General features: G+C 59.0%; 14 protein-coding genes and 1 tRNA gene. 8 read left to right on the top strand and 7 right to left on the bottom strand.

Annotated elements, in window-relative coordinates; all coding sequences use genetic code 11:
* Positions 1-13 precede the first annotated feature (13 nt).
* From ATY80_RS24255 to ATY80_RS29810, 3 genes are read left to right on the top strand one after another with little or no spacing between them, the layout of a single operon-like run.
* Complete coding sequence (locus ATY80_RS24255; protein ID WP_088694850.1) at positions 14-673, top strand: peroxiredoxin; 660 nt, start codon at positions 14-16, stop codon at positions 671-673.
* Between the two features lie 36 nt (positions 674-709).
* Positions 710-1,747: an MBL fold metallo-hydrolase gene (locus tag ATY80_RS24260; RefSeq protein WP_088694851.1), complete on the top strand. Its 1,038-nt coding sequence runs from the start codon at positions 710-712 to the stop codon at positions 1,745-1,747.
* A 27-nt stretch (positions 1,748-1,774) separates the two neighbouring features.
* Positions 1,775-1,993, top strand: coding sequence for a GDCCVxC domain-containing (seleno)protein (locus ATY80_RS29810; RefSeq protein ID WP_088694852.1), 219 nt, complete (start codon positions 1,775-1,777; stop codon positions 1,991-1,993).
* Here ATY80_RS29810 and ATY80_RS24270 read toward each other — a convergent pair.
* The 4 genes from ATY80_RS24270 to ATY80_RS24285 all read right to left on the bottom strand — a co-directional run bounded on the left by ATY80_RS24270 (position 1,981) and on the right by ATY80_RS24285 (position 5,893).
* Complete coding sequence (locus ATY80_RS24270) at positions 1,981-2,547, bottom strand: class I SAM-dependent methyltransferase (RefSeq protein ID WP_245306924.1); 567 nt, start codon at positions 2,545-2,547, stop codon at positions 1,981-1,983. The two genes, ATY80_RS29810 and ATY80_RS24270, sit on opposite strands and share 13 nt — an antisense overlap.
* Before the next feature lie 118 nt (positions 2,548-2,665).
* Entirely contained in the window at positions 2,666-4,099 is a 1,434-nt protein-coding gene (trmFO, locus tag ATY80_RS24275; protein WP_088694853.1) for a methylenetetrahydrofolate--tRNA-(uracil(54)-C(5))-methyltransferase (FADH(2)-oxidizing) TrmFO, read from the bottom strand.
* A gap of 118 nt (positions 4,100-4,217) precedes the next feature.
* Positions 4,218-5,228 carry a pyridoxamine 5'-phosphate oxidase family protein gene (locus ATY80_RS24280; RefSeq protein ID WP_088694854.1) on the bottom strand — a complete coding sequence of 337 codons (1,011 nt, stop codon included), beginning with the start codon at positions 5,226-5,228 and terminating at the stop codon, positions 4,218-4,220.
* A gap of 47 nt (positions 5,229-5,275) precedes the next feature.
* On the bottom strand, positions 5,276-5,893 hold the full coding sequence (locus ATY80_RS24285; RefSeq protein WP_088694855.1) for a glutathione S-transferase: 618 nt from the start codon (positions 5,891-5,893) through the stop codon (positions 5,276-5,278).
* Positions 5,894-5,994: 101 nt separating this feature from the next.
* On the opposite strand from ATY80_RS24285, the gene ATY80_RS24290 reads away from it, so the two are divergent.
* Positions 5,995-6,882 (top strand): LysR family transcriptional regulator, encoded by an 888-nt coding sequence (locus tag ATY80_RS24290; protein WP_088694856.1) that lies wholly within the window; start codon positions 5,995-5,997, stop codon positions 6,880-6,882.
* Between the two features lie 78 nt (positions 6,883-6,960).
* Here ATY80_RS24290 and ATY80_RS24295 read toward each other — a convergent pair whose 3' ends face one another.
* The 3 genes from ATY80_RS24295 to ATY80_RS24305 form a co-directional block, all read right to left on the bottom strand.
* A complete protein-coding gene (locus ATY80_RS24295) occupies positions 6,961-7,164 on the bottom strand; it encodes a hypothetical protein (protein WP_088694857.1) in 204 nt (67 codons plus the stop codon).
* A gap of 263 nt (positions 7,165-7,427) precedes the next feature.
* A complete protein-coding gene (locus ATY80_RS24300; protein WP_016553778.1) occupies positions 7,428-7,571 on the bottom strand; it encodes a DUF1127 domain-containing protein in 144 nt (47 codons plus the stop codon).
* Between the two features lie 296 nt (positions 7,572-7,867).
* Positions 7,868-8,014: a DUF1127 domain-containing protein gene (locus tag ATY80_RS24305; RefSeq protein ID WP_088694858.1), complete on the bottom strand. Its 147-nt coding sequence runs from the start codon at positions 8,012-8,014 to the stop codon at positions 7,868-7,870.
* Between the two features lie 841 nt (positions 8,015-8,855).
* Here ATY80_RS24305 and ATY80_RS24315 point away from each other — a divergent pair.
* The 4 genes from ATY80_RS24315 (at position 8,856) to tig (ending at position 12,452) form a co-directional block, all read left to right on the top strand.
* Positions 8,856-9,959: a DUF2157 domain-containing protein gene (locus tag ATY80_RS24315; protein WP_088694860.1), complete on the top strand. Its 1,104-nt coding sequence runs from the start codon at positions 8,856-8,858 to the stop codon at positions 9,957-9,959.
* Complete coding sequence (locus ATY80_RS24320; RefSeq protein ID WP_088694861.1) at positions 9,956-10,543, top strand: GDYXXLXY domain-containing protein; 588 nt, start codon at positions 9,956-9,958, stop codon at positions 10,541-10,543. Before ATY80_RS24315 ends, ATY80_RS24320 begins: the two co-directional genes overlap by 4 nt.
* A gap of 155 nt (positions 10,544-10,698) precedes the next feature.
* A tRNA-Leu gene (locus ATY80_RS24325) sits at positions 10,699-10,783 on the top strand.
* A 187-nt stretch (positions 10,784-10,970) separates the two neighbouring features.
* Positions 10,971-12,452: a trigger factor gene (gene tig / locus ATY80_RS24330; protein WP_088694862.1), complete on the top strand. Its 1,482-nt coding sequence runs from the start codon at positions 10,971-10,973 to the stop codon at positions 12,450-12,452.
* Positions 12,453-12,507 lie beyond the last annotated feature (55 nt).

Raw genomic sequence — 12,507 nt, forward strand, 5'->3', positions numbered from 1 at the left:
CGGGAGGTGCGTGATGCTTGCAATCAATGATACCGCTCCGGATTTCGAAGCCCAGACTACCGAAGGCAAGATCAGTTTTCACGAGTGGATCGGTAATTCTTGGGCGGTGCTGTTTTCGCACCCCAAGGATTTTACGCCCGTCTGCACAACCGAACTCGGTTACATGGCGCGGATCAAGCCCGAATTCGACAAGCGCGGTGTGAAGATCATCGGCCTTTCCGTCGATCCGCTTGAACGTCACACCAGCTGGATGAAGGATATCGAGGAAACGCAGGGCTATCGTCCAAATTATCCGATGATCGCGGATGTCGATTACGCCGTATCAAAGCGCTACAACATGCTGCCTGCTTTGGTGTCCGGTGATCCGACCGAGCGTACCCCCGCCGATAACCAGACGGTCCGCAACGTTTTCGTGATAGGGCCTGACAAGAAGATCAAGCTGGTCATGGTCTATCCAATGACCACTGGTCGCAACTTCGATGAAGTGCTGCGGGTCATCGATTCCCTTCAGCTTACCGCTAAGCATAAGGTCGCTACGCCGGTGAACTGGAAGAACGGGGAGGATGTGATCATCGCTGGTTCAGTTTCCGACGACGACGCAAAGAAGCAGTACCCGCAAGGTTGGCGTGCGCCGAAGCCTTACATCAGGATCGTGCCGCAGCCGCACGGATAGTTTATCGCAAGCCAAGCCGCCATGAAGGAGGTGGGGATGATCTTCCGGCAGCTGTTCGATCCGGTGTCGAGTACCTATTCATATTTGCTCGCAAGCCGGACGGGCGGTGAGGCGCTGATCATCGATCCGGTGCTGGAAAGGGTCGATCGTTATCTCCAGCTCATCCACGAGCTTGATCTGAAGCTGGTGAAGGCCGTGGATACGCATCTCCACGCCGACCACATCACGGGTCTTGGCGCTCTGCGCGACAAGACCCACTGCATTACCGTGATGGGAGAACAGACGAAGGCCGACGTCGTTTCGATGCGTCTGTCGGACAATGACAAGTTGACTATCGAGGGACTTGCCCTGGATGTGATTTATACGCCGGGCCACACGGACGATTCCTACAGTTTCGTCTTGCCCGACCGCGTCTTCACCGGCGACACGCTGCTCATTCGCGGCACGGGCCGGACCGATTTCCAGAATGGTGATCCCAAGGCGCAATACGAGTCGATCTTCGGGCGCCTGCTGAAGCTTCCGGAATCGACCTTGGTTTTCCCGGCACACGACTATAAGGGCGATACCGTCTCAACCATTGGTGAAGAAAAGGCTTTCAATCCGCGCCTGCAGGTAAGGTCCGCCGATGAATATGCCGATCTGATGAACAATCTGAAGCTGGCCAACCCGAAGATGATGGATGTCGCCGTTCCGGCCAACATGAAGGTCGGCATGAATCAGGACAACGTGATGCGCCATGGCTGGGCACTGACGGCGCAGCAAGCGCTGAGCGTTGTTGGCCTCGGCGACGTCGCCCTCATCGATCTACGTGAGAATCCCGAGCGGCAGCGAAACGGCACAATCCCGGGCTCTCTGCACGTACCCTATCCGTCGCTGGAGGAAAGCATCGGCGCCGGTGGGATGCTGCATGAGCTGGCAAGCTCGACCCGCAAGAGGCTGCTTTTCTACTGCGCGTTTGGTGAACGATCGGCAATGGCCGTGCAGGCGGCGCACGATGCCGGCCTTCCCCTGGCCTTTCATATTCAAGGAGGCATCGATGCCTGGAAGAAAGCCGACGGACCGATCGCGCATTAGGGGTAGTTTCCCGTGTGAGGCGATACGATGGAAGAGCAGCGATCAATTCTGACCTGTCCCCTCTGCGGCCACCGGTCGGTGGAGACGATGCCGGTTGACGCCTGTGTTTGGGTTCACGAATGCCGAGGCTGTGGCGCAACGCTCAAGCCAAAGCAGGGTGATTGCTGCATCTTTTGCTCATACGGATCAGTGCCGTGCCCACCGATTCAGGCCCGCATGGCGCCGAGGTGCTGTCAGGCTACCTGAAATATGGCCGCGTAGTGGTAAGGCGGGAGGTCAACGATCCGCTGCATGGCAAAGCCAGCGGTTTCGACGACGGTACGGACGGCCTCGGGTGACATGCGCATTTCAGTCCGCGGTCCGCGCGGCTTGCCCAACACTACCGTTTCCTCTCGAGGCACTGGATGCCAGTTGATGATGCAGAACAACCCGTTTGGCTGAAGAACTGCCCTCACGGAATGTGCAAGGCCAATCTGGTCAGGAACGCCGTGGAAGGTATTGGCGATCAAGACAAAGTTGACCGGCTCGTCAAGGCTCTCGCCTAGCGAGGTGGCGTCCGCGCAAATCCACTGACGAACGGACGCGCCTCGTCGTTCAACTTCGGCCTTCGCCAGCTCGATCATAGCGGGATCGAGATCAAGGGCCGCCACATTTCCATCGACCAGTGCTGCGAGGGGGCCGGTGAAGTAGCCGTCACCGCAGCAAAGGTCGAGAACGCTCATGCCCTGCCGGATGCCAATCTGTTGAAGCAGCCCTTTGGGATCAGGCCACAGCGCAGACCACCAATCTCTGTCTGGCATGGACGTGCCTTGAAACAATGCTGCCATAAACGTCACGCCCTTCGCGGAAGGTCTCACCATGCAGAAATACGATTCTCGGCAAGACGCTTGTGGCTAGATCGACAGTTTCGCGGCTCGATCACGCACTTTCAGCGAGCTCAACGTCTTGCCCGAGCCAGCCGGCACAATCGGCAAGCGCCCGCTTGGCGATCAGCTGCCGCTTCATGATCGTCTTGTCCTTGCCGCGGAAACGCTTCACGCCTTCGGGTTTGACGATTGATCCGGGCTCGAGCTCGGGGAACAAGCCGAAATTGATGTTCATCGGCTGAAACGACCGCTTGCCAGGTTCCTCGTCGTTGACGATGTGACCGCCCGTGATGTGGCCGAGCAGCGAGCCGAGCGCCGTTGTTGCAGGCGGCAGCGATACAGTCTCTCCCTTGCGCTCTGCTGCGGCGAACCTGCCCGCCATCAGCCCGACGCTCGCGCTTTCGACATAGCCTTCACAGCCGGTGATCTGCCCGGCGAAACGCAGGCCCGGGCGCGACTTCAGCGAGAGCGACGGGTCAAGCAGCGTCGGCGAATTGATGTAGGTATTGCGGTGGAGGCCGCCGAGGCGGGCAAATTCGGCGTTCTGGAGCCCCGGGATCATACGGAAGATCTCTGCCTGGGCGCCATACTTCAGCTTCGTCTGGAAGCCGACCATGTTGTAGAGCGTACCGAGTGCATTGTCCTGCCGCAACTGAACGACGGCGTATGCCTTGACTGTCGGGTTGTGCGCATTGGTCAGGCCCATCGGCTTCATGGGGCCGTGACGCAGCGTCTCGCGGCCGCGCTCCGCCATCACCTCGATCGGAAGACAGCCATCGAAGTAGGGCGTTCCTTCCCATTCCTTGAACCCGACCGTATCGCCGGCGATCAGTGCGTCCACGAAAGCATTGTACTGCTCTTCGGTCATCGGGCAGTTGATGTAATCCTTGCCGGTACCGCCGGGACCAACCTTGTCGTAGCGCGACTGGTACCAGCAGATATCCATGTCGATGCTGTCGCGATGAACGATCGGCGCGATCGCATCGAAGAAGGCAAGCGCGTCCGCACCCGTCTCGGCCTGGATAGCGCCTGCAAGCGAAGGCGCCGTCAACGGGCCGGTAGCAACGATGGCGAGATCCCATTCTTTCGGCGGCAGACCGGCTACTTCTTCACGAACGACCGTAATCAAGGGATGCTCTTGAATGGCCTTGGTAACGGCGTCGGAAAATCCGTCGCGGTCGACGGCCAGTGCGCCACCGGCGGGGACCTGGTGCTTGTCGGCGCACGCCATGATCAGCGATCCCGCCATGCGCATCTCGGCATGGATGACGCCGACCGCATTGCTGGTCGCGTCGTCTGAGCGGAAGGAGTTGGAGCACACCAGTTCGGCCAGGCCATCGGTCTTGTGGGCGTCGGTGCCGCGCACGCCGCGCATCTCGTGCAGGATGACAGGTACGCCGGCATTGGCGATCTGCCAGGCCGCCTCGGAGCCGGCGAGCCCGCCGCCGACCACATGGATGGGGGAATGGGAAGAGGTCTTGTTCATGCGCGGCTGATTACCACGCCGGGCCAGCGCAGGGAACCAAAGAATTGGCGACTATTCGATGTCGGCGCGGATGTCTTCAGATATCCAGCGCCAGCCGAGCCGCTGTCTCGCTCACAGCTCAGCTCCTCGCGAGGGCTTTCGCGCGAAGCCGCGCGGCGGCCTCGTCCCAGCTGCCGGTCATCAAGGAGTTGGGAGAGCGACCATCGGCACGCGACCGCCAACGAAGCGGCAACGCTTCCTGCCTGTAGACGATCTGCGTCGGGCGAAAGCGCCATAGTCGCTCCGCACCCTGGAACGCCGCTATCTCAGGCGATTCCAGAACGACCTCGGCGTCGCCTGATAATTGCAGCAAATCGCCGCTCTCAAAATCCGCGAAGACCAACCCCGCCTTCGGGTTGGCGAGAATGTTGCCGAGCGTGTTGAAGAAGAGGTTGCCGGCAAAGTCCGGAATGGTCAGAACGCCGTCCTGACCAATCCGGACAAAGCCGGGCCTGCCGCCACGATGCGAAACGTCGATTTGGCGCCCTTCATTGTCGCGGTCGACATACGAGGCAACGAAGAACGTGTCCGCCTTGGCGATCATTTCGGCGGGCCGACCGTCGAGATTGCCAAAGCTGACCGGGTCGTACCCCGAAGGCTGTATCGGATCGCGTGCAAATTCGAAATCGCGCAGCTGGATATATTGCGGACAGTTACCATAGGACTGCCCCACGCGCACATCGAAGCCGTTCTGCCCGGTTCTATGGATGGTGCCGTTCAGCCGGTTGCGGCGGCGCGTGTGAAGTTCGATGCCCAGCATGCCGATGGCCTTGCCGTTGTCTATTCCCAGGTCGGCCGGGTCGAGCTGCTCACGCGCAAGGCGGACGCTCAGCGTATGGACGTCCGGGCTCTCAAGAAAACCCGGACGATTGGCACGGAGTGTCGCCCATGCGTTGCCGCCCGCGTCCACCGTTCCCAGGACGATGAAGGGCAGCTGCGGGTAGAACTGGCAGTGCTGCTCGATCAGGTAATCTCGCAGCACGCGGCGGCCCACTTCGTCCATTCGCTTCGCGACCCCGACCTTTTCCTGCAGTGCTATCTCTCCGGCATGCCAGGGAGAGGATGTGGTGCTCTGTGCCTCGGTAGGCATAACGGCTCCTTGACGGCTTTGGTTTGGGCGCGGCGCGATGAAACGCGTCAAGCCGCCTCGATGATGCCGACGGGTGATTTCTGGAAGGGTTGAAAGCCGGGAAGCGCTTCTATCCGCTCGAGCCAGGCCGTTACGCTTCGGTAGGCAGATCGGTCAACGTTTCCCTCAGGGGCGCGGGCGATGTAGCTGTAAAGGGCGACGTCGGCGATCGTCGGTCTCGTCGTGGCGAGCCATTCGCGACCGGCCAGATGCGTATCGATAAGGCCAAGAATGCGATGAGCTCTCGCGATCACTTCTTCGGTGTCGAATTTCGCTCCGAATAAGGTCACAAGACGTGCCGCGCATGGACCATAGGCGATTTCGCCCGCCGCGACCGACAGCCATCGTTGAACCGCCGCCGCAGTTGCCGGCTCCTCCGGGAGCCATCCCTCTGGCGCATACTTCTTGGCAAGATAGACGAGGATGGCGTTGGAATCGCTGACGACGACGTCGCCGTCCTGAAGCACCGGCAGCTGTCCGAATGGGTTGAGCGCCAGGAAACCGGGGCTCTTGTGTTCACGCGCCGCTAGGTCGACGTCCACGACATCGGCCTTGGCGCCGATAAGAGAGAGGAAGAGACAGGCGCGATGGGCGTGGCCCGAGAGAGGATGCGAATAGAGTTTCATCAGGCTGATCTCCGTGTTGGTGATCAGACGATAATTGTTTCAGATGAGGCGATGAATGATGATAATAAGAAAGATACTATTTCTGAACGCGGAATAAAACGATGGATCGGCTTCAATGCATGAGGGTTTTGGTCAAGGTCGCCGAGACGGCGAGCTTTGCACAGGCGGCGCGCCAACTTCACATGAGCCCTCCGGCTGTCACGCGCGCGGTTGCCTTTCTGGAAGAGGCTACAGGGGCGAGGCTGTTCGTGCGCTCAACGCGCTCGGTGAAGCTGACGCCCTCGGGAAGTCGGTATGCCGATGACTGCAGACGAATCCTCAGCGATATCGACGAGGCGGAAGCCTCTGCCGGTGGATCTCATTCAACGGCATCGGGAGTCTTGACCATCACGGCACCGGTGCTGTTCGGTCAGATTCATATCGTCCCGATCGTGACCGAGTTTCTAACGATGCACTCGGCCGTCACCGGACGCGTCCTCTTCTTCGATCGGATGGTCAACCTGGTAGAGGAGGGCATCGATGTCGCCATCCGTATTGGCCATCTTCAGGATTCGGACCAGCAGGCGATAAAGGTTGGTAGCGTGCGCCGCGTCGTCTGCGGGGCGCCAGCTTACTTCGAGCGCCATGGCGAACCGGCAACCCCGGCCGACCTCGCCCGGCACGTAACCATCGTGAATACAGGGTCATCGGCGCCGTTGGACTGGCACTTTGCGCCGAACCATATGCCCGTCAAGCTGCGCCCGCGGATGTATTGCAATACTGTCGATGCCTCCATCTCCGCAGTCGTGACCGGCTGGGGCCTGACGCGTACGTTGTCCTACCAGGTGGCGGAACATATTGCTGCCGGTCGGCTGAAAACAGTACTTGGTGAGTATGAAGAAGAGCCCTTGCCGATCCACGTCGTTCACGTCGAGGGCAGGCACGTCTCGGCCAAGACGCGTGCGTTCGTGGATTTCGCCGTTCAGAAGATAAAGGCCCTCGGCCTCTAGTGGCCGGAGTTGTCTCGATGCCGAGGCGGTTTCAGCCTCGAAGCCGCTCGGGCCATACCGCGGCGGCCGCATCCGTCCTCAGGCCATTGTCCTGGCCGAGGCTTCGTAGCGTTTTGACAGGAAGCTTATTCGATCGAGGTTGTTCAGGATGTCGACCATGTCGCATGCTTCGCGCCACGTCATCCGAGCCATCCGAACGCCGTTCAATTCAGCCGGGTTCTGTGTCGTTGCATCGACAACCGTCCACAAACCATCTTCCATGCGAAGATTATATCGGCACATCGCGTATCTCTCCTTAGGCAGCGGCCGGATAGTTTCACAATGGTTAATATTAGTCCACCCTAAAGAATGGAGGCAACCCCGGTATCAACAGGACAGCCCAGAGTGGATCTCGCCATGTCGCGTGTTCGCGCTGCTGCCGCTATTCGGTTCTCGGGGATTTGGTTCGCGATCGTATCGCTTTGACGGCGCCTGTTCGCGGCGAAAGGCCTGGAATCAAAAACGGCGCCAAAGGCGCCGTCTTGGAAGCTTCACGCTCGCCGCTATTAGCGGAACGAGCGGGAAGCGATGGTGCGAATGTCGTAACGGCTAACGCCAATGTCGGCGAGGGTCTGGTTGGAAAGGCTGCCAAGTTCGCTGAGCGTACGGCGGTAGCTAATCCAGCTCTTTGCAATGCGGATCGGGTTCATGTTCGTCTTCCTCAGAATGATCGTCGAGAGCAGCGCCATCGCCGTCTCATCGTTGACATTCATATAGGCGTTCCCTGTCACATTGTGCAGTGCAAAGAAAAGGCATCTGCTATGCAATTGTGCATGCGATGCTCATTCCCGATGCAGTGATTACTTTCTGAGCGCTACCAAAAGGGAGCGGATGCAATCGCAACTATTGCGGAAGCTGGTAGCCAGACAAAAGAAAACGCCCGTTGCCATGGGCAGCGGGCGTTTTGGCAAGGCGATCTGCTCGGGAGGATAGCGGATCGCTTGGATTAGCGGGCAGAAGCCTCGCGAGCAACGCGATGGATGTCAGAGCGGTCGATGCCGAGGTCGTGCAATTCGCGGTTGGTCATGCGGCCGAGTTCGGTAACGGTTTGACGGTACTTGCGCCAGTTGTTGAAAGAGCGTGTGAGGTTCATTTTAATCCCCTTTCCTAGGGCTTGCGATCTGCCAGCTGCCGCCGATCGGCGCTGACCTCTATTTGATGACCCGAATATATGTTGCACTGCGAAGTCGTAACAGAGACAAGATTTCAGAGCACCTATGCGCGGAATGCAAGTCTGTCGTCGTCGATTGCACGATTTGGCCAACATATGATCAATCATTAGGCAGAATGGCGCTGAGGCGAGCCCAATTGATGTTTGCTTCGTGCAGTCAGTTCGACCAGGTACACTGCGGCGTCGGCATGAAGGAGGCTTGACTGCTGTCGAGGTCGTCGATCGGCGTCTATCATGGAAAGACTGTTGTCAGCCTCTCATGCGCGCGCTTCTGCGCGAGCTAGTTGCGGTCGATGCCCTGATTGCATTGAAGAAACAGGTTTGTAGTTCTGCAGGTCCCAAAAACCAAACGCCCACCGGGGGAGGATCCGGTGGGCGCATTAAGGCGACTGACAACTGGGAGGAGGAGTGTTGTCAGTCCATCGGAGGGCGCTGGGAGGAGGAGTGCGCTGCTCCGAATTTCGTTACGAAGATCATCTTCGAAGGCTTCCGGAAGGTCCGGGCAGGGACGCCATCCCCTGCTCTCCGAAAAGTAATATAAATCGCTCCGCGTGGATTTTGCAGTGCAATATATACATGGTGACCATGCGCTGGATGCATGGCTTTCGGTGAATGACTTTATATTAGAGATTTGATGTTGTTGATCGGTTAATGTGTGCCCCGACTTCGTCTAGGAATTTGTATGGGAATATTTCCCTGATGCTCGACTAGCAGCTATAAGGCGGGGAGAAGCGCATCATCGCGCGTTTGCACGGAGTAGGGCATGTACCGCGGTCGATTGGAGCGAGACCTTTCGGTTTGGGTCGAGAAGGGGCTTTTGCCGGAAGCAACCGCTGGAGCGCTGCTGAGTGAATATGATGCCCGCCCGGCAAGCTTCAGCCTCGGCAAGGTGCTGATGATCCTTGCGGCAATCCTGCTTGGGGCGGCTATCCTGCTGGTTATCGCTTCGAACTGGGAGGCCATCCCGCGGCTTGTGCGCCTCGCCGTCATTCTTGCGGCTATCTGGACCGTGCATCTCGGTGCAGCGGCCATGCTGAGGCGCGGCGCGATCGCTGCCGCGAGCGGACTGCTCGTTATAGGCACCTTGTCCTTCGGCGGGGCCATTTCGCTGGTCGGGCAGATGTACCAGCTGTCGGGCGACGAATTGACAGTGATGTATCTCTGGTTTGCCATCGCGGCGGTGTCGGCGGTTCTGTTCCGGTCCGGTGTCGTTGCCGCGGTGGCGGGCTTTCTGTCCTGGGGTAGCTTCGCCGCCTATCTCAACACCTATGACACGCGATGGGTCGGGCTCGAGCCTTGGATTGTACCGCTCATGGCAGCGGTGGTCATTGGTCTCGTGCGCTTCACCGGAGCAGACCGCGTGCGTCACCTTGCGTATCTGCTGTTGGTCGGTTGGCTTGCGTGGCTCTATGCCGTGAACGAGAATTTCTGGCTCGCGCTCGGCTATGCCGTCGGTGGCATGCTTGCGTTCGTGCTTGTCAGTTTGCCGCTGTCACGACGTTCGACGCTCATCAGAACCGCCGGCTCCGCTCCTGCCTTCTACACTTTCCTCGTCGCCATGATTGGTCTGTTTCTCCTGCATGTTGAACTGGAGCACGGCTGGCAGTTCATAACGTTGGCGCTCGTGACGCTGGGGGCCGCGGTGCTTGCCATTGCGCTTCAGGGGCGCGACAACGGTGCGGTGCGCTATCTGGCTTACACGGCCTTTGCCGTCGAGATGCTCTACCTTGCGTCGGTGACGGTCGGATCGATTCTCGGCACCTCGAGCCTCTTCTTGTTCTCCGGGCTTTTCGTCGCTGCCGTTGCGTGGATCGTCATTCGCCTCGAGCGGCGATTTGCCATGAGAAACCCGGAGGCAACCCGATGAGCATTTTCACGAGGCAGAACTCCGGGCGTCGTTATGTTGTCGCCGCAATCATTGTGGCAGCCCTGCAGACGGCCGTTCTCGGTTATGTCATTGAGAGCCGTGCGTCGATTCTGCGCAGTGGCGCCGACGCTTTGCTGAAGACTGCACCCGTAGATCCGCGCGACTTTTTACGCGGAGACTATGTTGTGCTGAACTACGACATCTCCTCGGTCCCGGTGGGGTCGATTGTCGGGGGTGTGCCGCAGGATCAGGGCAAGAAGAGCCTCTGGGTGCGGCTGAAGCCCGGCGAGGGCGGCTTCTCCGGCATTGTCGAATCATCTTTCGAACGCCTTCCGGAGCAGCCGGGTACTGTGGTTCTGCACAGTAGACCCTTCTATAGTTACGGCCCCAATTCCGCCGACCATATCCGCGTCGAGTACGGCATCGAGCGTTACTATGTTCCCGAAGGGCAAGGGACGGCCCTGGAGAAGGCTCGGCAGGGCGGTGACGTCTCCATTGCTATTCGCGTCGGTTCGGATGGGACGGCGCAGATAAGGAGCCTGCTCGTCGATGGTAAGCCCGCTTACGACGAGCCTCTTTATTAAATTGACACCGAATGGGTGTGGAGGCCTACGAGTGCGGGCGAAAACACTGTCATTTGCCCTTCATTTTTCCTTTGCCTCTACCAAATCGGGTGATATAGAGACGCCGCGCTCCGGAAGGCCTCATGTGCAGGCATATGCATGCGGTTTTTGAGAACGCGGGTATGGTGAAATTGGTAGACACGCCAGATTTAGGTTCTGGTGCCGCAAGGCGTGGGAGTTCAAGTCTCTCTACCCGCACCAAAAGCTGGCTTGCAGGCGGGGGGATCGGAACCGGTGTCCCTCGATTACCCGGCAGCAAAGCGCCGTTCCGCCAAGGGTGGAATGAAGAAGAATTGAGAACAAGCCACGCCCGGCAATTTTCCGGCGTCGTGCTCATCGAAACGAACGGCGTCTGGGCACGGCCGCCACGAAATGAAGGTAGGAAGACATGCAGGTTATCGAAACGCTCGCTGAAGGGCTGAAGCGCGAAATCAAGGTCGTAGTCCCGGCCAAGGACATGGAAGTCAAGTTGAACGAGCGTCTTGCCGACGTGAAGGACAAGGTTCGCATCAACGGCTTCCGTCCAGGCAAGGTTCCGGCCGCTCACCTCAAGAAGGTCTACGGCAAGTCCATCATGGCCGATCTCGTCAACGAGATCGTTCGCGAGCAGCCGACCGCAATTCTCGCCGAGCGCGGCGAAAAGTCCGCGACGCAGCCGGAAATCGCGATGACGGAAGACAAGGACGAGGCAGAACAGATCCTCGCCGCTCAGAAGGACTTCGAGTTCACACTCTCCTACGAAGTTCTGCCGCCGATCGAACTGAAGTCCAACAAGGGCATCAAGATCACGCGCGAAGTCGTCGACATCTCCGACGAAGAAGTCAACGAACAGGTACTGAAGGTTGCTGAAAGCGCCCGTTCGTACGAAACCAAGAAGGGCAAGGCTGCTGACGGCGACCGCATCACGATGGACTACGTCGGCAAGGTCGATGGCGTAGCATTCGACGGCGGCACCGACCAGGGCGCCGAACTCGTTCTCGGCTCCGGCCGTTTCATCCCAGGCTTCGAAGACCAGTTGGTCGGCACGAAGGCTGGTGACGAGAAGACCATCACCGTTACGTTCCCGGCTGACTACCCGGCCAAGAACTTGGCCGGCCAAGAAGCCACTTTCGACGTGTCGGTCAAGGACGTTGCTGCCCCGGCCGACGTTGAAATCAACGACGAACTGGCAAAGAAGCTCGGCCTTGAATCGGCTGACCGCCTCAAGGAAATCGTCCGCGGCCAGATTGAGTCGCAGTACGGCTCGATGACCCGCCAGAAGGTCAAGCGCCAGATCCTCGACCAGCTTGACGAAATGTACAAGTTCGAGACGCCTGCCTCGCTCGTCGAAGCCGAGTACAACGGCATCTGGAACCAGGTTGCCAACGACCTCGCTCAGTCCGGCAAGACCTTCGAAGACGAAGACACGACGGAAGAGAAGGCTCGCGAAGAGTACAAGAAGCTCGCTGAGCGTCGCGTTCGCCTCGGCCTCGTTCTCTCCGAAATCGGCGAAAAGGCTGGCGTTGAAGTGAGCGAAGACGAAATGCAGCGCGCCATCTACGAGCAGCTGCGTCAGTATCCGGGCCAGGAGAAGCAGATCCTTGACTTCTTCCGCAGCCAGCCGGGTGCCGCCGCCTCGATCCGCGCACCGATCTTCGAAGAAAAGGTCATCGACCATCTGCTGACCGAGATCGACGTCACGGACAAGAAGGTGACTAAGGAAGAACTGCTCGCCGACGAAGAAGGCGAAGTGTCCGAAAAGGAAACCAAGAAGGCTGCCCCGAAGAAGAAGGCTGCTGCCAAGGCAGAAGCGGCTGAAGGCGAAGAAGCCGCTGCTCCGAAGAAGAAGGCCGCTCCGAAGAAGAAGGCTTCCGAGGAAGGCGCCGAGTAATCTTTTGGCCAATCGGATTTACGAAAGCCCCGCCTCGTGCGGGGCTTTTTGTTTT

This window comes from Rhizobium sp. R711 (assembly GCF_002211365.1).
Taxonomy (GTDB): Bacteria; Pseudomonadota; Alphaproteobacteria; order Rhizobiales; family Rhizobiaceae; genus Rhizobium.